Origin of the sequence: Agromyces seonyuensis (genome assembly GCF_009789225.1) — a bacterium.
In the GTDB taxonomy this organism is placed as follows: Bacteria; Actinomycetota; Actinomycetes; order Actinomycetales; family Microbacteriaceae; genus Agromyces; species Agromyces seonyuensis.
In genome coordinates, this window is the sequence record NZ_WSTA01000052.1 from 1 (window position 1) to 16,945 (window position 16,945).

The 16,945-nt window shown below is 70.8% G+C and carries 16 protein-coding genes; 6 read left to right on the forward strand and 10 right to left on the reverse strand.

Going from position 1 to position 16,945, the window contains the following annotated elements; all coding sequences use genetic code 11:
* The first annotated feature begins 111 nt into the window (after positions 1 to 111).
* Positions 112 to 1,488 carry a glycosyltransferase gene (locus GB864_RS11820; RefSeq protein WP_160425277.1) on the forward strand — a complete coding sequence of 459 codons (1,377 nt, stop codon included), beginning with the start codon at positions 112 to 114 and terminating at the stop codon, positions 1,486 to 1,488.
* Between the two features lie 123 nt (positions 1,489 to 1,611).
* Here the strand turns inward: GB864_RS11820 and rfbB are convergent, their stop codons facing one another.
* The gene (gene rfbB / locus GB864_RS11825; protein ID WP_160425279.1) at positions 1,612 to 2,610 is read right to left on the reverse strand and encodes a dTDP-glucose 4,6-dehydratase; all 999 of its coding nucleotides are present in this window, start codon (positions 2,608 to 2,610) and stop codon (positions 1,612 to 1,614) included.
* Positions 2,611 to 2,645: 35 nt separating this feature from the next.
* On the reverse strand, positions 2,646 to 3,500 hold the full coding sequence (gene rfbD / locus GB864_RS11830; RefSeq protein WP_160425281.1) for a dTDP-4-dehydrorhamnose reductase: 855 nt from the start codon (positions 3,498 to 3,500) through the stop codon (positions 2,646 to 2,648).
* Between the two features lie 95 nt (positions 3,501 to 3,595).
* On the opposite strand from rfbD, the gene GB864_RS11835 reads away from it, so the two are divergent.
* The gene (locus tag GB864_RS11835; protein WP_160425283.1) at positions 3,596 to 5,191 is read left to right on the forward strand and encodes a glycosyltransferase family protein; all 1,596 of its coding nucleotides are present in this window, start codon (positions 3,596 to 3,598) and stop codon (positions 5,189 to 5,191) included.
* A gap of 9 nt (positions 5,192 to 5,200) precedes the next feature.
* Here the strand turns inward: GB864_RS11835 and GB864_RS11840 are convergent, their stop codons facing one another.
* Positions 5,201 to 5,953: a class I SAM-dependent methyltransferase gene (locus GB864_RS11840; RefSeq protein WP_336603974.1), complete on the reverse strand. Its 753-nt coding sequence runs from the start codon at positions 5,951 to 5,953 to the stop codon at positions 5,201 to 5,203.
* A gap of 176 nt (positions 5,954 to 6,129) precedes the next feature.
* On the opposite strand from GB864_RS11840, the gene GB864_RS11845 reads away from it, so the two are divergent.
* Positions 6,130 to 7,263, forward strand: coding sequence for a glycosyltransferase family protein (locus tag GB864_RS11845; protein WP_160425285.1), 1,134 nt, complete (start codon positions 6,130 to 6,132; stop codon positions 7,261 to 7,263).
* Here GB864_RS11845 and GB864_RS11850 read toward each other — a convergent pair.
* From GB864_RS11850 to GB864_RS11860, 3 genes are all read right to left on the reverse strand, one after another.
* Complete coding sequence (locus tag GB864_RS11850) at positions 7,156 to 8,109, reverse strand: hypothetical protein (RefSeq protein WP_160425287.1); 954 nt, start codon at positions 8,107 to 8,109, stop codon at positions 7,156 to 7,158. The genes GB864_RS11845 and GB864_RS11850 overlap by 108 nt on opposite strands.
* Positions 8,099 to 9,040 (reverse strand): glycosyltransferase family 2 protein, encoded by a 942-nt coding sequence (locus GB864_RS11855; RefSeq protein WP_160425291.1) that lies wholly within the window; start codon positions 9,038 to 9,040, stop codon positions 8,099 to 8,101. The genes GB864_RS11850 and GB864_RS11855 overlap by 11 nt, the downstream gene beginning before the upstream one ends.
* Before the next feature lie 136 nt (positions 9,041 to 9,176).
* The gene (locus GB864_RS11860; protein WP_160425292.1) at positions 9,177 to 10,031 is read right to left on the reverse strand and encodes a glycosyltransferase family 2 protein; all 855 of its coding nucleotides are present in this window, start codon (positions 10,029 to 10,031) and stop codon (positions 9,177 to 9,179) included.
* Positions 10,032 to 10,125: 94 nt separating this feature from the next.
* Between GB864_RS11860 and GB864_RS11865 the strand changes: the two genes are divergently transcribed.
* Positions 10,126 to 11,028, forward strand: a complete 903-nt coding sequence (locus GB864_RS11865; protein WP_160425294.1) for a class I SAM-dependent methyltransferase — start codon at positions 10,126 to 10,128, stop codon at positions 11,026 to 11,028.
* Between the two features lie 62 nt (positions 11,029 to 11,090).
* Here the strand turns inward: GB864_RS11865 and GB864_RS11870 are convergent, their stop codons facing one another.
* Entirely contained in the window at positions 11,091 to 12,647 is a 1,557-nt protein-coding gene (locus tag GB864_RS11870) for a glycosyltransferase family 2 protein (RefSeq protein ID WP_160425296.1), read from the reverse strand.
* Entirely contained in the window at positions 12,644 to 13,027 is a 384-nt protein-coding gene (locus tag GB864_RS11875) for a hypothetical protein (protein WP_160425298.1), read from the reverse strand. Before GB864_RS11875 ends, GB864_RS11870 begins: the two co-directional genes overlap by 4 nt.
* A 148-nt stretch (positions 13,028 to 13,175) precedes the next feature.
* On the opposite strand from GB864_RS11875, the gene GB864_RS11880 reads away from it, so the two are divergent.
* Complete coding sequence (locus GB864_RS11880) at positions 13,176 to 13,784, forward strand: dTDP-4-dehydrorhamnose 3,5-epimerase family protein (RefSeq protein ID WP_160425300.1); 609 nt, start codon at positions 13,176 to 13,178, stop codon at positions 13,782 to 13,784.
* Positions 13,784 to 14,647, forward strand: a complete 864-nt coding sequence (gene rfbA / locus GB864_RS11885; protein ID WP_160425302.1) for a glucose-1-phosphate thymidylyltransferase RfbA — start codon at positions 13,784 to 13,786, stop codon at positions 14,645 to 14,647. Before GB864_RS11880 ends, rfbA begins: the two co-directional genes overlap by 1 nt.
* A gap of 76 nt (positions 14,648 to 14,723) precedes the next feature.
* On the opposite strand, the gene GB864_RS11890 is transcribed toward rfbA, so the two are convergent.
* Complete coding sequence (locus tag GB864_RS11890; RefSeq protein WP_160425304.1) at positions 14,724 to 15,947, reverse strand: ABC transporter ATP-binding protein; 1,224 nt, start codon at positions 15,945 to 15,947, stop codon at positions 14,724 to 14,726.
* A 47-nt stretch (positions 15,948 to 15,994) separates the two neighbouring features.
* Entirely contained in the window at positions 15,995 to 16,918 is a 924-nt protein-coding gene (locus GB864_RS11895) for an ABC transporter permease (RefSeq protein ID WP_160425307.1), read from the reverse strand.
* Positions 16,919 to 16,945: the final 27 nt, after the last annotated feature.

Consider the following 16,945-nt stretch of genomic DNA (forward strand, 5'->3'; position numbering starts at 1 on the left):
GCCATCCCCGATCGCTAAGTCACTGGAGTCCAGACGTGTGCTCTACCGAACTGGGTGCGCGGCTCCCGGCCGGCGCGCACCGGGGTCCGGGCGCTCCGCTACGCGCGACGCGTGGCGCGGCGCCTGCGCGATCGGGTCGTGCCGCGACGCGCGCACGTGCCCGCCTGGCTCGCAGTGCACCCGTTCCCGCGTTCGCCCGCGGAGGCCGAGGCGATCCTGGCGCGCACGAGCGCGACCCACCTCGCCTTCGTCGGCTCCGCGACCCTCGTGCCCGAGGCGCCGACCCGCCTCGAGGCCGCCCTCCGCGGTGCGCCCGACGCACTGGCCTGGTACGGCGACTCCCGGTTGCCGAACGGCGTGCGCAGGTCGGCTCCCGCGTTCTCGGAGTTCGCGGTGCGCGAGACGGCCGCCGCCCTCGGTCCCGTCGTCGTGCTGTCCGTGGCGGCGCTGCGCGCACGCGGCGGGTTCGACGCCGAGGCCGGCGACGCCGCCGTGCTGCAGGTGCTGCTCACGGCCGATCGGGCCGACATCCGGCGCATCCCGGAAGTGCTCTCGACCGTGGTCCCCGGCGCACCCTGGGACGCGGGCACTGCGGACTCGGCGGCCGTCGTCGCACGGGTCCTCGCGAACGCCGGTGTGGCGGCCGACGTCGCGATCGACGATCGGGGCGCACGCCGCGTCAGCTATGCGATCGACGGGACGCCGCTCGTTTCGATCGTCATCCCGACCCGCGGCGGCGGCGGCGAGGTCGGCGGCCGCGAGCGGGTCTTCGTCGTCGAGGGGGTCCGCAGCATCCTTGAGCGCACGGACTGGGCCGCGTACGAGTTCGTCGTCGTCGCCGACGACCCGACCCCGCAGCAGGTCGTCGACGAGCTCGAGTCGCTCGCCGGGGATCGTCTTCGGCTCGTCCGCTGGAGCGCCCCCTTCAACTTCAGCGAGAAGATGAACCGCGGGGCGGTCGCCGCTCGCGGCGAGTACCTCCTCATGCTCAACGACGACGTCGAGCTGCTCACCGGGGACTGGATCGAGCGGATGCTCGGCCTCCTCCGCCAGCCGGGCGTCGACGAGGTCGGGGCGATGCTCCACTTCGAAGACGGGTCGATCCAGCATCTCGGCCACCTCTACGAGGGCGGCGCCGCCGGCCACATCGCCTTCGGGCGCGTCCCGCGCTCGCCGCGCGAGTTCGCCGAGCTCTCGTCGACGATCGAGGTCTCCGGGGTGACCGCCGCCTGCGCTCTCGTGGGCGCGGAGCGGTTCGTCGAGGTCGGCGGGTTCAGCGAGATGTTCGCCGGCAACTACAACGACGTCGACCTGTCGCAGAAGCTCACCGAGGACGGCGGACGGATCCTCTGCGCGGGCGGCGCGAAGCTCTTCCACTTCGAGTCGCGCACGCGGGATGCCCGGGTGCTGCCGAGCGAGCTCTCGGCCCTGCTCGGACGCTGGGGCCGGCGCCTGCAGGTCGATCCGTTCGGACAGATCCGCCGCTGATCGGGTCGGCGGGGATCGCACCCGTCGACCGCCGGCCGGTCGTCGCGCCGGATCATCCACCGCACGTGCAGCGGGGCCGGATCGTTCCCGATCCGGCCCCGCTGCACGTCGTCGGTCCGCGGGTCAGCGGCCCTGCTCCTGATAGCGCGCCTCGGCGGCGTCCTTCTGGGGAGCCCACCAGGCCTCGTTGTCGCGGTACCACGCGATCGTGTCGGCGAGTCCGGCGGCGAAGTCGGCGTACGCGGGGGTCCAGCCGAGCTCGGTGCGCAGCTTCGTCGAGTCGATCGCGTAGCGCAGGTCGTGGCCGGGACGGTCGGTGACGAGGTCGTAGGCGTCCGCCGGCCGACCGAGTTCGGTGAGGATGAGCTCGACGACGTCCTTGTTGTTCTTCTCGCCGTCGGCGCCGATGAGGTAGGTCTCGCCGATCGCACCGCGCTCGAGGATCGCCAGCACCGCGGAGGAGTGGTCGTTCGCGTGGATCCAGTCGCGCACGTTCTCGCCAGTGCCGTAGAGCTTGGGCCGGTCGCCGCGGAGCACGTTCGTGATCTGGCGGGGGATGAACTTCTCGACGTGCTGGTAGGGACCGTAGTTGTTCGAGCAGTTCGAGATCGTCGCCTGCACGCCGAAGGAGCGCACCCAGGCGCGCACGAGCAGATCGCTGCCGGCCTTGGTCGACGAATACGGGCTCGACGGGTTGTAGGGCGTCTCTTCGGTGAAGCGCGCCGGATCGTCGAGCTCGAGGTCGCCGTAGACCTCGTCGGTCGAGATGTGGTGGAGGCGGACGCCGTGCTTGCGGGCGGCCTCGAGCAGCGTGTACGTGCCGATGATGTTCGTGTCGAGGAACGGCCGCGGGTCGTGCAGCGAGTTGTCGTTGTGGCTCTCGGCGGCGTAGTGCACGATCGCGTCGTGCTCGGCCGCGAGCTCGTCGACGAGCACCGCGTCGGCGATGTCGCCCTGCACGAACCGGAAGCGGTCGGCGGGCAGGCCGTCGAGCGAGGCCAGGTTGCCGGCGTACGTCAGCTTGTCGAGCACCGTCACCGAGTGGTCGGTGTTGGCGAGCACGTAGTGGACGAAATTCGAACCGATGAAGCCGGCGCCGCCGGTCACGAGGAGTCTTGACACCCCGACATCCTAACCGGGACGCCGGCAGTCGCCGATCAGGCGGGGGAGCGCACCGCGCCGATGCGGACCGCCTCGGCGAGCGCCTCGCGCCACCCGCGCGGCAGCGGCAGGCCCGCGGCGGCCCAGGCGTCGTGTCCGAGCACGGAGTAGGCGGGCCGTGCGGCCGGGCGGACGAAGGCCGAACTGTCGGTCGGCAGCACTCGCTCCGGGTCGAGCCCCGCCTCCTCGAAGATCGCCTGGGTGAACCCGTGCCAACTCGTCTCGCCCGAGTTGGTGCCGTGGTACACCCCGGGTGCCGCGTCGGAGTCGACGAGCGCGACGATCCAGCGGGCGAGATCGGCCGTCCAGGTCGGCTGGCCGAGCTGATCGGTGACGACGCTGACGGTGGGATGGGCGCCGGCCAGGCGGAGCATCGTGGCTGCGAAGTTCGGGCCGTGCTCACCGTAGAGCCAGGCGGTGCGCACGACGTAGGCGCCCTCCGGATGCTCGGCGAGCGCGAACTCCTCGCCGGCGGCCTTCGTGCGCCCGTAGGCGTTGATCGGGTCGCGCGGCGCGTCCTCCTCGTAGGGCGCCGTCCCGTTGCCGTCGAAGACGTAGTCGGTGGAGACGGTGACGAGCTTCGCGCCCAGCTCGCGCGCGACGATGGCGAGGTTGCGCACGCCGGTCGCGTTGATCGCGTACGCGGTCTCCTCGTTCGTCTCGGCGTCGTCGACCTTGGTGTAGGCCGCGGCGTTCAGGATGACGTCGTGGCCGGCCGCGGCGGCGCAGACGGCATCCAGGTCGGTGATGTCCAGACCGGCGCGGTCGAGCGCGGTCACCTCCCGGCCCGCGAGGGCGGTCTGCAGGTCGGATCCGAGCATGCCGGCGGCGCCGGTGAGGAGGATGGGCATGGAGTCGATCTTACGAGGCGGCGCCGACTAGGATCGACCGGCGAGCGCGGGCCCCGATCCGCGCTCGAGCGACTTCCGGAAGGACCCCGAACGAGATGCGGACCGAGCCGAGCCGACCTGCCGCACTCCCGGGCACGACCCCGATCGGCCGCGCCGAGCGGCTGGCGCTCGCGGCGGTCACCGCCGGTTTCCTGCTGGTCGCGACGGTCTGGGCGGTCCTGACGCCGGCACTCGCGGCGCCCGACGAGCACGCCCACCTGTCGAGCATCATCCGGGTGGCCGAGGGCGGCGGCTGGCCGGATCCGGGCGAGGCTCGCGTGCCGAACGCCGTGCAGGCGGCTCGCGACGAGGCGGCGCTGCCGGCCGCTTCCCGTTCCACGATCGCCGAATTGGAGGTCGCCCACCCCGGCCCGAGCGACCTCGTCGACCAGATGACCCAGCACCCGATCCCCTTCTACGCGATCGGGGCGGGCGTGTACGGCGCGCTCGGCATGGAGGACTGGCGCTGGGATCACGCGATGCTCGCACTGCGAGGACTCTGCATCCTTCTCGTCGCGCCGCTTCCCGTGCTCGCCTGGCGCGCGGTGCGCGACCTCACGGGATCCGCCCCGGCCGCCCTGCTCGCCGCTGCGGCCCCCTTGGCCGTGCCGAAGCTGGCGCAGATCACGGGTTCGGTCAACAACGACGCCGTTGCGATCCTGACGGGCGCGGTCGTCGCGGTGCTGGCCGTCCGCATGCTCCGGCGGCCGGCCGGATGGTGGGCCGTGGCGGGGCTCGGCGTCGCCGTCGGCGTCGCGGGGCTCTCGAAGGGGCTCGCCCTCGCGCTCATCCCGCTCGCCGGCCTCGCGGTGCTCGCTTCGCCCGCTCCGGGCCGATGGCCCTGGCTGCGGCGAACGCTGCGGGCACTGCTGCTCGCCGCCGTCGCGGTCGCGGCCGGACTGTTCCACTGGGTGCGCAACTATGTCGTCTACGGGGCCGTGCAGCCCGCGGGGCTCGTGCGGCCCGACTACGACTGGGGGAGCGGGGGCCCGGACTTCGGCAAGCTCGTCGACGAGCTGTGGCGGTCGCTGACGGCGTCGTTCTGGGGGAGCTTCGACCACGTCGAACGCCCGTTCGCGATGTGGGCGAGTGCGGTCTGCCTCTTCGTCATCCTCGTCTTCGGACTCTGCTACGCCGATCGCACGACGCGATGGCGCACCGTCGTGCTGCTCTCCCCGCTCGTCGGGATCCTCGCGATCCTGCTGCCGGGCATCTGGGCCGACTACACGCGCACGGGACTCCTCGCCGGGATGCAGGGGCGTTACCTCTTCGGGATGCTCGTGCCGCTCATCGCTGCGAGCGCCCTCGCATGGCGGCGGATGCCGCCGCCGAACCGGCGCCGGGGCACGATGATCGCGCTCATCGCCGTCTTCGCCGTGATGGCCGTCGACGGCCTCGTCCACGGCTACCTCGCGTACTACCCGTTCGGCCCGTCCGGTGCGCAGGAGTGGGCGACCCATGTCCCGGTGCCCTGGCCCGCTCTCGCCACGCTGCTCGGGGCGACCGCCCTCGTCGGCGTCGCGGCCGTCGTGCTGCTCGTGCGCGCTCTGCCGCGCGACCACGACGACGAGCAGGGGTTCGGGCAGCCCGACGCGCGCATGGGGCGCAGCGAGTCCGGCGAGCAGTCGGCGCCCGCGACGCCTGAAACTTGAAGCCGGAGGCTACTCGGCGACGGGACGCGTGCCGACGGCGACCAGCCCCGTGCCCGTGCGTCGGTTGAGCGCCTGCAGCAGCACGAACGGCGCGGTGCCGATGCGGATCGCGAGGCCGAGCCAGCGCGAGCCGGGCTGACCCGTTCGACCGCTCGCCGCAGTCAGCTCCTCGATGTCCGAGGGGTTCTCGTCGAGGAAGCGGCGATCGCGACGGTTGCGCACCGCCTCGAGCAGATAGCCCAGCGGCCAGGCGTAGACCACGACGTCGACGTCGACGAGGCCCGCTCGCTCGAACAGGCGGCGCAGGTGGTCGGGGTCGTAGCGCCGGAAGTGCCCCGAGCGCACGTCGGAGGGGCCGAAGCGGTCGGCGTAGGCCGGCACGGAGATCATGACGCGGCCGCCGGGACGGACCGCCGTGATCCACTCGTCGAGTGCGGCGGCGTCGTCCTCGATGTGCTCCAGCACCTCGAAGGCGCAGACCAGGTCCGCCGGATCGCCGAGGTCGACCTCGGACGGGAAGCCGTTGACGACCCGTCCGCCCGCGGGTTCGATGGCCGCTGCCGCGCGTCCGGCCGAACGCGGGTCGGGTTCCACGCCGAGGTAGTCGCGGCCGACGGCGACGCGGGCGCCGAAGGCGCCCTGGCCGCATCCGAATTCGACCACGCGCTCGGGGGAGATCGCGCGGATGCTCGGCTCGACGACGCTCCAACGGAGGAGCGCCCGCGGTGCCAGCGGGGGCGGTGAGAGTCTGGTTCGGGTCACGGAATGGATTGTGGCAGCCGAGGGGCCTGCAGCGCCATGGTTCGCCGGGACCGCGTTCGGGATCGGGCATCGCGGTCGGCTGGAGGCGGGCGTCGCCGAGCGCGGTCGCGTCTTCGGTCAGACCGTAGACTTCCCTGGTCGCCGAGCGGACGTCCGGCGGCGGGATGGGAGGACGGATGTCGGCGGCACCGGCGAAACGGATCGCGGTCATCACCTGCTACCGGCACCCCGACTACGTCCGTGCGGCTTCGCTCCGCGCGGCCGTGCGGGCGAGCGGCCGGTTCGCCGAGGTCGAGGTCGTCAAGAACCGCTCGCGCGGCGCTGCGCGCTACCTCCAGGTGACCGGAGCCCTCGTCCGGATGGCGGTGCGGCCGCCCGACGCGTACCTCGTGACCTTCCGGGGCTACGAGATCCTGCCCGTCGTGCTGCTGCTCTCCCGCGGACGGCCGGTGTACTACGACGAGTTCATCAACCCCGTCGAGTGGTTCGTGCACGAGCACGGCAAGTTCCGCGACGGCTCGCTGCCGGCCCGGGCGCTCCGCAGCCTGTTCCGCGCGTTCATGCGCCGCACGGCGGGCATCCTCACGGACACCGCGTCGCACGCCGCCTACTCGGCCGAGCTCATGGACCTGCCCCTCGAGCGCTACACGGCGGTGCCGGTCGGGACCGACGAGGACACCTTCGCCGCCGCGACGACGTCGACCGGCACCCAGGACGGCCCGTTCAGCGTGCTCTACTACGGCTCGATGCTGCCGCTGCACGGGCTGGCGGTCGTGCTCGACGCGGCCCGGCGGCTCGCGGGCGAGGGCGTCTCGTTCACGTTCGTCGGCGGCGACGAGACCGACGAACGCGCGGTCGCGGCCGCAGGCGCGGACGGCGCGAACGTGCAGTACCGCTCGTGGGTCCCGTACGCCGAGCTCCCCGACCTGTTCGCCGCGCACCGCCTGCACCTCGGCGGCCCGTTCGGCGACACCGTGCAGTCGCAGTTCGTGATCACGGGCAAGACCTACCAGTTCCTCGCGATGGGACTGCCGGTCGTGGTCGGCGACAACCTCGAGAGCGGCGTCTTCCGCGACCGCGGCGATGCGCTCGTCGTCGCCCAGGGCGACCCGGACGCCCTTGCGGAGACGATCCGCTGGGCGGCCGGGCATCCCGATGAGCTCGCCCGGATCGGGCGGGCAGGCCGAGCGACCTACGAGCGGCTATTCTCCGTCGAGCGCGTCGCCGACCGGCTCGGCATCCTGTTTGGGGCGGAGCAGCCGGCCCAGGTGGAAGAAGCTCGAGATCGCGAAGAGCGCGCCGAGGAATAGGGCGTAGAAGGCGCGGTCCACGATGCCGGCGGAGACGATGACGTCGAGGGGGACGCCGTGGAGCCCCTGCGCGAACACCAGGAACGCTTCGCGGATGCCGATCGCGCCCGGTGTGATCGAGACGAAGAGCGAGAGGTTCGCACTGCCCGAGTAGGCGATGATCTGGGCGGGGTCGTAGACGCCGGCGCCGGCGACGCTCGCGATCTCGACGCCGAAGATCACCGTCATGAGCACGAGTTGCACGACGGTGACCGCGGCGATGGCGAGGATCCAGGGCCACGCGTGCCCCAGCCCAATGCGCAGTGCGGCGATGACGACGACGACGGCCCCGACGAGGACGATCACGGCCGAGAGCCACGGCAGATTCCGCACGAAGAGCATCGCCGCGTTCAGCACCCCGAACACGAAGAAGTAGTAGACCGTCGCCAACAGGTAGTCGCGGAACCGCATCCCGATGCGGGACTTCAGGTACACCGCCCGGATGCCCGGACCGCTCTGCATCGGGCCGAAGAAGTTCGACACCGTCGAGTAGACGGTCAGCAGGAACGACTCGCGCACGGGCAGCGTCGCGCCGCCCAGCCGGACCGTCGAGACGAGGACGCCGAAGTGGGTGACCACTACGCCCACGTAGAGCACGACCAGAAGGGCGAGGTTGCCCCAGCCGATCGAGAGCGCATCGACGACGATGCCCGGGTTCAGGGCGACGTACGTGATGATGAGCGCGAAGAAGACCACCAGGATGGCGACCGCCAGCGCGCGCTTGTGCCGACCGACCCAACGCGCGGGCGCGGATCCGGAGATCCGCTCCCAGAGCCGGCGAGCCGCGGCGGAGAGCCTAGCGACCATAGCGTTGGTGCTTGAGGAGCTCGAGCGCGTCCTCGTTCAGCGAACGGACGATCCGGATGAGGTCCGCGATCACGCCGAGCGCCAAGGAGAGCAGTGCGCCGATGGCGAGGATCGCGCCGATGAGCAGCGACTGCAGGTTGTCGCCCTGCGAGTTCGTGAGCACGAGCACGAGATAGCGGACGAAGGGGATGAGGGCCAGCGCCCCGAGCAGCGCGCTCAGCCAGGCGAAGAGCACGTATGGCCGATACATCAGGTAGGAGCGCAGGATGGCGGAGCCGGACTGGAACATGTGCTGCCAGATGTTCTTGAACAGCCGCGACTCGCGCGTCTTCGGGTTGGTCTCGACCGGGATGCTCGAGATCGCCAGGCGCTTGTAACCGGCCTGGATGATCGTCTCCATGCAGTAGCTGAAGCGCGTCACGATGTTCAGGCGGATGAGCGCCGACGCCGAGTAGGCGCGGAAACCGCTCGCGGCGTCGGGCAGGTCGGTGCCGGCGGCCTTGTTGACGACCCAGCTGCCGAAGCGCTGCATCATCTTCTTGAACGGCGAGAAGTGCGCGATCTTCTTCGTCTGCCGGTCGGCGATGACGATCTCGGCCGTGCCCGCCACGATCGGCTGCACGAGGTCCGTGATGCGCGTCTGCGGGTACTGGTTGTCGCCGTCGGTGTTCACGACGATGTCGGCGCCGTTGCGGAGCGCGTAGTCGACGCCGTCGGCGAACGAGCGCGCGAGGCCCATGTTGCGCGCGTGCTGCACGAAGTGCGTGACGCCGTGCTCCTTGGCGACCTCGATCGTGCGGTCCGAGGAACCGTCGTCGATGACGAGGATCTCGATCTCGTCGATGCCCGGGATGGACTTCGGGATCGAGTCCAGGACCAGGGGCAGGGTCTCTTCTTCGTTGAGACACGGGATCTGGACGAACAGTCTCAAATGGGGCTCGCAATCATGGGCGCGGGGGACGCGCATCGGGTCGGGCGACACTACAGTCTACGAGGCGTCGGGCGGACCTCGGACCGGACGCGGCACTCGGGCCCGACGGGCGACCTCGCGCCGACCGGCCGGCGCGTCAGCGGCGGTTCGACGTGAGGCGCGCACGCAGGCCGATCGCGGCCCTCAGGACGAGCCGCACCGGCAGGTACGCCGGTCCGCGGTAGCGCCGCTGCAGGAAGCGGCTCGCGCTCTCGTGGTGAGCGAGCGACATCTTCGTCATCGACTTCGCCGTGGAGTGCGCGCCCGTGTGCACGACCGCGGCGGCCGGCGCGTAGTGGTTGCGCCAGCCCGCCTCGAGCAGGCGCGCGCCGAGGTCGACGTCCTCGAAGTACATGAAGTAGCCCTCGTCGAAGCCGCCGACCTCGTCGAACGCCGTGCGGCGGATGAGCAGGCAAGCGCCGGAGAGCCACTCGGCGTCGCGGTCGACGGGGGCCTCGTTGGCGCGTCGGTACGCGGCGCTGAAGGGGTTGGACGGCCAGAGGTTGCGGAATACGACATGGCCCGCGCCGCTGACGATGCGGGGGAGTTGCCGGGCCGAGGGATAGACGGTGCCGTCGGCGTCGGTGATGAGCGGGCCGAGCGACCCAATCGCGGGGTCCGCGACGCCGACGGCCGCGAGCACGTCGAGCGAGCCGGGCCCGAGCGTGACGTCGGGGTTCGCGACGAGCACCCAGTCGGCCTCGGCGCCGAAGGCGCGCACGGCCGCGTTCGCCGCCGTGCCGTAGCCCGGGTTGTCGAGCGCGAGGTAGCCGGCTCCGTACTGCTCGGCGATCCGGCGTGTCGAGTCGGACGCCGCGTTGTCGGCGACGGCGAGCGCCACGGGGGCGCTCGTGGCCGCCGATACGGAGTCGAGGAAGGTCGGGAGCACCGCGTCCGAGTCGTAGGCGACGGTCACGATGAGGATCCGCTCGGGGGCACGCATCTCGTTCATCAAGAAGCCAATGGTACTTCGTCGGCGGCGTCGTCGCGGCCCGCGGGCGGGATCGGGGGCGCGCCCGCGCGCGATCTCGGATAGCGTGACCGACGTGCTGAACCCGAAATGGCCCTCGGTATCGAGGCGCGTCGTCGTCGCCGCCCTCGCGGCGCTCCTGCTCCTCGGCGTCGTGGGCGTCGTGCTCGCGGTCGTGACCGGGTCGTGGGGTCCGCTCATCATCGGCGCGGTCGTCGATGCGGTCATCCTGCTCGCCGTGTTCGAGCGGGGCGCCTCGAACGAGCGCCGAGCGCTCGCGGCGTCGATCGCGGAATTCGGGGCCGCGGCCGATGAGTCGGAAACGCCCTACGCGCCGGGGACCTCGCTCGACCTGCTCCGCCGGGATCTGCAGCGCGACCTCTCGGCGACGCTGTCCTTGCACGCCGCGCTCGACGTCGAGCGCCGAATGCCCGCGCCGGGCGGGTGGGCGGCGACCCCCGACACTCTGGCGATGCTCGTCGGGCTGCTCCTCGACCGGCTCGGCGACGCCCCCGTCGTCGTGGAGTGCGGCAGCGGCACCTCGACCGTCTGGCTCGCGTCCGCATTGCGGGCGGCCGGGCGAGGCCGTCTGATCTCCCTCGAGCACGACGCGGAGTGGGCCGCGCTCTCCCGCACCCGGCTCCTCGACCACGGTCTGGCCGATCTGGTCGACGTGCGCCACGCCCCGCTCGAAGCGGGCCCCGAGGGCCTCTGGTACGCCGAGTCGTCCCTCGGCGGGCTGGAGCGCATCGATCTGCTGTTCGTCGACGGCCCTCCCGGATTCCTCGGCGAGCATGCCCGTCGACCCGCCTACCCCGTGCTCGGCGCGGCGCTGTCGCCCGGCGGCTTCGTGGTGCTCGACGACGTGGACCGCCCGGGGGAGACGGCGATCTTCGCCGAATGGCTCGCCGGCGGTGAGCTCGTCGAGGCCCCCGAGTACGCCACCGATCGGGCGCGAGTCGCCCGCCGGATCGGCTGAGCGCCGCGAACGACGGGACGGGCCCGCCGCCGGAGACCGGCGACGGGCCCGTCCCGTCGGTGTCAGCGTCCGCTGTAGACGTCGTCGGTCGGCCGGCCCCACCGGCGCTCGACGAACTCCATCTCCCAGGCGTGCACCGTGGGGACGCGCGTCTTCGACTCGAAGTGGAAGAGCCGCACGTCGTGGAGGAAGAGGATGCGCCGACCGGTCTGGCGGACCTTGTAGCAGTAGTCGACGTCGTTGTAGTTGCCGGGGAGCCCCTCCCACATGCCGCCGATCTCCGCGTAGAGCTCGCGGGTGATCGCCGAGCACGCCGCCGTCACGCCGGTGACCTCGCGGTAGATCGAGAGCTCGTTGAAGTGGCCGGTGCTCTCCGAGTGCTCGCCGAAGTAGGAGTGGCCGTAGCCGGCCACGCCGTAGCGGTGCCCGCCGTGCTGGACCGTGCCGTCCTCGAAGTAGAGCAGGGCGCCGGTGAGGCCGACGCCGTCGTCGTCGAGCGGGGCGACGAGACGCTCGATGAAGCCGTCCGAGATCACCTCGGTGTCGTCGTTGAGGAGCACGATGCGGTCGCCGGTGCTGCGGGCGAAGCCGACGTTGCATTTCTCGCTGAAGTTGAACGGCTTCGCATAGGGCACGAGCAGGAGCTTGTCGCCGGCGAGGTCGCCCAGTTCGTCGAGGACCGCCGGCGGCGTCGTCTCGTCGTAGACGACGACGAACTCGAGGTTCTCGTGCGCCGTATGGTCGAGGACCGCGCGGACCGCCTCGACGACGAACACGCGCGGCTTGCCGAAGGCGTCGCCTGCGGTGCCGCGGGTCGGGATGATGACGCTGACGCGGAGAGCGGGGTCGAGCTCCCGACGCACCGCATACGTTCCGGGCAGCGTCCCGCGCTCGGCCGTGGCGCGCTGGCCCGTGCGCTCGAGGTGGGCGCTCACGGCGCGGACGCCGGCATCCCAGGCGTAGGGCTTCGCGTCGGCGCCGGTCGCGGTCGACCCGGGGACCGTGCGCCAGTGGTAGAGCACCTCGGGGATGTGGTGGATCGTGCGGGCGCGCTCGGTGACCTTGAGGATGAGGTCGTGGTCCTGGGCGCCGTCGAAGGCCGAGTCGAAGCCGCCGACCTCGCGGCCGAGTTCGGTGCGGAAGACCGACATGTGGCAGGTGTACATCTGCCAGCGGAAGCGTTCCGGCGACCAGTCCGGCTTCTGGAACACGTCGAACGTGTACCCGTCCTCGTCGATCTTGTCCTCGTCGGTGTAGAGGTAGTCGATCGTCTCGTCGTCGAGCACGGCGCGCGCAGCCTTCGCCAGTGCGCCCGGCACGAGCAGGTCGTCGTGGTCGAGCAGCACGACGAACTCGCCGCGGGCCGCCGCGAGGCCGTCGTTCGACGCGGCGGAGATGCCGCCGTTCGTTTCGCGCCGGAGCACCCGGATGCGCGGGTCGAGGGCTTCGATCTCCTCGAGCGCGGCTGCGGTCTCGGCGGACGGCGACCGGTCGTCGACGAGGAGGAGCTCCCAGCCGGCCCAACCCTGCACGAGGACCGAGTCGACGGTCTCGCGCAGGACGGCGGGCGGCGTGTTGTAGACCGGCGTCACCACCGAGAACAGCGGGGACGCGCTCATGCGCGCCCTCGGCCGCGGCCCGTGATGGCCGACACGGGCCGGACGATCGCGTTGCCGATGCGCCAGGAGTTGCTCGCCTTGACCTCGTCGCGCTCGCGGTTGCGCTGCGCCTTCTCGTCGGCGAGCAGGTGGTTCGCCTGACGGAGCCGTACCTCGAGCTCGTCGATGCGCGTGATGAGCGACCAGTGGTCGACGTCGGCCGCGGCCTCCATGCGCCGGGCGAGCTCGTCGCGCTCGGCAGTCAGGCCCGAGATCTGGTCGCGCAGCCGCAGCTGCTCGTGGATGAGCTCGGCGCAGCGTTCGCGGAGCTCGTCGATGCTCGCATCGGGATCGACGCGGATCCCGAGGACGTTCGCATCGTGGTCGGCGGGTTCCGTCATCAGTCGTGCCTTCGCGGTTCGAGGGAAGTGGGCGCCCGGATCGGCCGTCGGGGGACCGCCGAGGGACCGCATCACTCTAGCCGATCGGCCTGCCTGCACCCGGTCTCCGGGCGCGATCGGGCCGGGCCCGCCTTGCTAGACTCGCCCGGTGCAGATCCGCGAACTGAAGATCCCCGACAGCTATGAGATCACGCCGAAGCAGTTCCCCGACGACCGAGGGGTGTTCCTCGAGTGGTACCGCTTCGACCGCCTCGCCGAGGTCGTCGGGCACCCGCTGCAGCTGGCGCAGGGCAACACCTCGGTATCCAAGCGCGGCGTCGTGCGCGGCATCCATTTCGCGGACGTGCCCCCGAGCCAGGCCAAGTACGTGACCGCCGCCCGCGGTGCGGTGCTCGACTTCGTCATCGACATCCGCGTCGGTTCGCCGACCTTCGGCCAGTGGGACTCGGTGCTCCTCGACGACGTCGACCGCCGGGCGATCTACATCTCGGAGGGCCTCGGCCACTGCTTCGTGGCACTCACCGACGACGCCACCGTGAGCTACCTCGTCACCTCGACCTTCAACGCCGAGCGCGAGCACGGCATCAACCCGCTCGACGCCGACGTGGCGCTCGAGTTCGGCATCCCGGCGGAGGAGCTGCTGCTCTCGCCGAAGGACACCGACGCGCCGGGCCTCGCCGAGGCCGCGGCGAGCGGCCTGCTGCCCACCTGGGACGCGGCCCGCGCCTACTACGCGGAATTGAACGGAGCGCATTGATGCGCGGCATCATCCTCGCCGGCGGGTCCGGCACGCGGCTGTGGCCCATCACCAAGGGCATCTCGAAGCAGCTCATGCCGATCTACGACAAGCCGATGATCTACTACCCGCTGTCGACGCTCATGATGGCCGGCATCAGCGAGATCCTGATCATCACGACGCCCGAGTACAACGAGCAGTTCAAGGCGCTCCTCGGCGACGGCTCGCAGCTCGGCATTCGCCTCGAGTACGCCGTGCAGCCGTCCCCGGACGGCCTCGCCCAGGCGTTCATCATCGGCGAGGAGTTCATCGGCGACGAGTCGGTGGCCCTCGTGCTCGGCGACAACATCTTCCACGGCACCGGGCTCGGGTCGTCGCTGCGCGGCCACGGCGAGATCGAGGGCGGTCTCGTCTTCGCGTACCACGTCGCCAACCCGGAGGCGTACGGCGTCGTCGAGTTCGACGACGAGATGCGTGCCGTCTCCATTGAGGAGAAGCCGACGAAGCCGAAGAGCAACTACGCGGTGCCCGGGCTCTACTTCTACGACAATTCAGTCGTCCAGATCGCGAAGACGATCGAGCCGAGCGCCCGTGGCGAGCTCGAGATCTCGACGATCAACGAACGCTACCTCGAGGAGGGAATCCTGCAGGTCAAGGTGCTCGACCGGGGGACGGCGTGGCTCGACACCGGCACGTTCGAGTCGATGATGCAGGCCTCCGACTACGTGCGCGTGATCGAGGACCGGCAGGGCTTCAAGATCGGCTGCATCGAGGAGATCGCCTGGCGCGCGGGCTGGATCGGCGATGCGGAACTGGCGGTCCTCGCCGCGCCGCTCGTCAAGAGCGGCTACGGGACCTACCTGCAGAAGCTCCTGGCCGGCTGAGCCGACGACAGGAGAACGGGGCGGGCATGCGATCGCATGCCGGCCCCGTTTCCGCGTACCGGCGATTCGCGCCGAGTCAGGCTTTCGGACGGAGCTCGAAGCTCGGTTCGGCGAACACGGGACCGCGGCTGTGGCCCTCGGTGCGCACGGTGAACGACGTCGCCTGCGGGATGTCGTGGAGGTGGCGACCGGCGAAGTCCATGAGCGAGACGTTGACGAAGTACTTGCCTTCGCCGAACCGCGCGTCGGCGATCGTCAGGTCGACCGCCCGCCGGCCCTCGAGTCGCTCGAGCTGGTACCCGGAGACGATCGTGCTCGCGCCGTAGATGACCTGGCCGTGCTCGTTGTCGATCTGGATCGCGCACACCCAGTCGTCGATGCCCTCGTCATGCTCGAAAGTCGAGGTGATGACGATGTCGTCGCCGGGGCGCAGGTGCTCGCCGGGCGCGCGCCCCTGGACGCTCACCTCGCCGGAGATGACGCGGGCGACCTGGCGCGGCGGCACCCCGTCGGAGCCGACCTCGGCGACGCGGCGATCCTCGAGGATGTCGCGGAAGGCGGCGATGGCCTCGAGCGGCTCGCCGTCGACGACGACCTCGCCCTGGTTCAGCAGGATGACGCGGTCGCAGAGCTCGGCGACCTGGCCGAGCGAGTGGCTCACGAGGACGATCGTGCGCCCCTCCTGCTGGAACGAGCGGATCTTGTCGAGGCACTTGCGCTGGAACGCCTCGTCGCCGACCGCGAGCACCTCGTCGACGAGCAGCAGGTCGGGGTCGGTGTGCACGGCCACGGCGAAGGCGAGCCGCACGTACATGCCCGAGGAGTAGAACTTCACCTGCGTGTCGATGAAGTCGCCGATGCCGGAGAACGCGACGATGTCGTCGAAACGCTCCGAGATCTCGTCGCGGCCCAGGCCGAGCACCGAGCCGTTCAGGTAGACGTTCTCGCGCCCCGTGAGGTCGGGGTGGAAGCCGGCGCCGAGCTCGAGGAGCGCGGCGATGCGACCGCGGCGCGACACCGAACCGCTCGAGGGCTCGATGATGCCGCCGATGACCTTGAGCAGGGTCGACTTGCCCGAGCCGTTGTGGCCGATGAGGCCGATCGTCTGACCCGCCCGCACTTCGGTCGTGACGCCCCGGAGGGCCCAGAAGTCCTCACGGTGCTGTCGCCCGGCGCGGCCGAGCGTGACGATGCGCTCCTTGAGCGAGTTGTCCTTGCGGATCGTGAACCGCTTCGACACCTCGGCGATGTCGACGACGACGGGACCCGGCTGGACGGCGTCCTCGAGCTGCGTGCTCATGTTGTTGCTCCTGGGGTTGTTCGGGACGACGGGGCGGGTTCCGCGGGTCAGAGCGCCTGCGCGAAGTCGCCCTGCAGGCGGCGGAAGACCGTGTGTCCGACGAAGAGGAACACGAGACCGATGAGGAAGGCGACGACCATCCGCAGCAGCAGGTCCGGAGGGAAGTGGCTCGCATCGCCCGCCATCCAGAACGCCTTCTGGAAGCCCAGGACGGCGAGCGTCACGGGGTTGTTGGTGTAGACGTCGAGCGCGACCGAGCCGGCGCCGAACGTGTCGCGCACCATGGTCCAGGAGTACACGATCGGGGAGGCCCACATGAGCAGCATCGTGAGGACCTCGACGAGGTACTGGATGTCGCGGAGGTAGACGTTCGCCGCCGAGAGGATGAGCGCGAGCGCGGTGCCGTAGACGAGCACGAGCGCGAGCGACGGGAAGGCGTAGAGCAGGCCGGCGTGCCACGGGAAGGCGCCGAGCACGATGGTGGCCGCGATGAGGATGACCAACTGGACGGCGAAGTTGAACAACGCCGAGCCGACCGCGGCGAGCGGGAAGATCTCGCGCGGCAGGTACACCTTCTTCACGAGACCCGTGTTGCCCACGATCGAGGCCGTGCCGCCCATGATGATCTCGCTCAGCAGGCCGTAGATCGTCAGGCCCGTGAAGATGAAGATCGCGAACTCCGGGATGCCGCGCGCGGCGCCGAGGAACTGGCCGAGCACCACGTAGTAGACGAGGAGCTGCGTGAGCGGACGGACGAGCGACCACAGGAAGCCGAGGCTGGAGTCCTTGTAGCGCGCCTTCAGGTCGCGTCGGATGAGCAGGTCGAGCATCTCGCGGTGCCCGAAGATCTGGCGGAGGGAGCTCCAGCCGCCGGAGAGCCTGCGGCTCGCCACGACGCTCTGGAGCGGAGTTTCCGAGAGCTTGGCGTATCGGGTGAGGCGGACGCTCTCGGCGTCGGATCGTTCGCTCATAACCTGGCGATCATAGCCGAGCGCGGC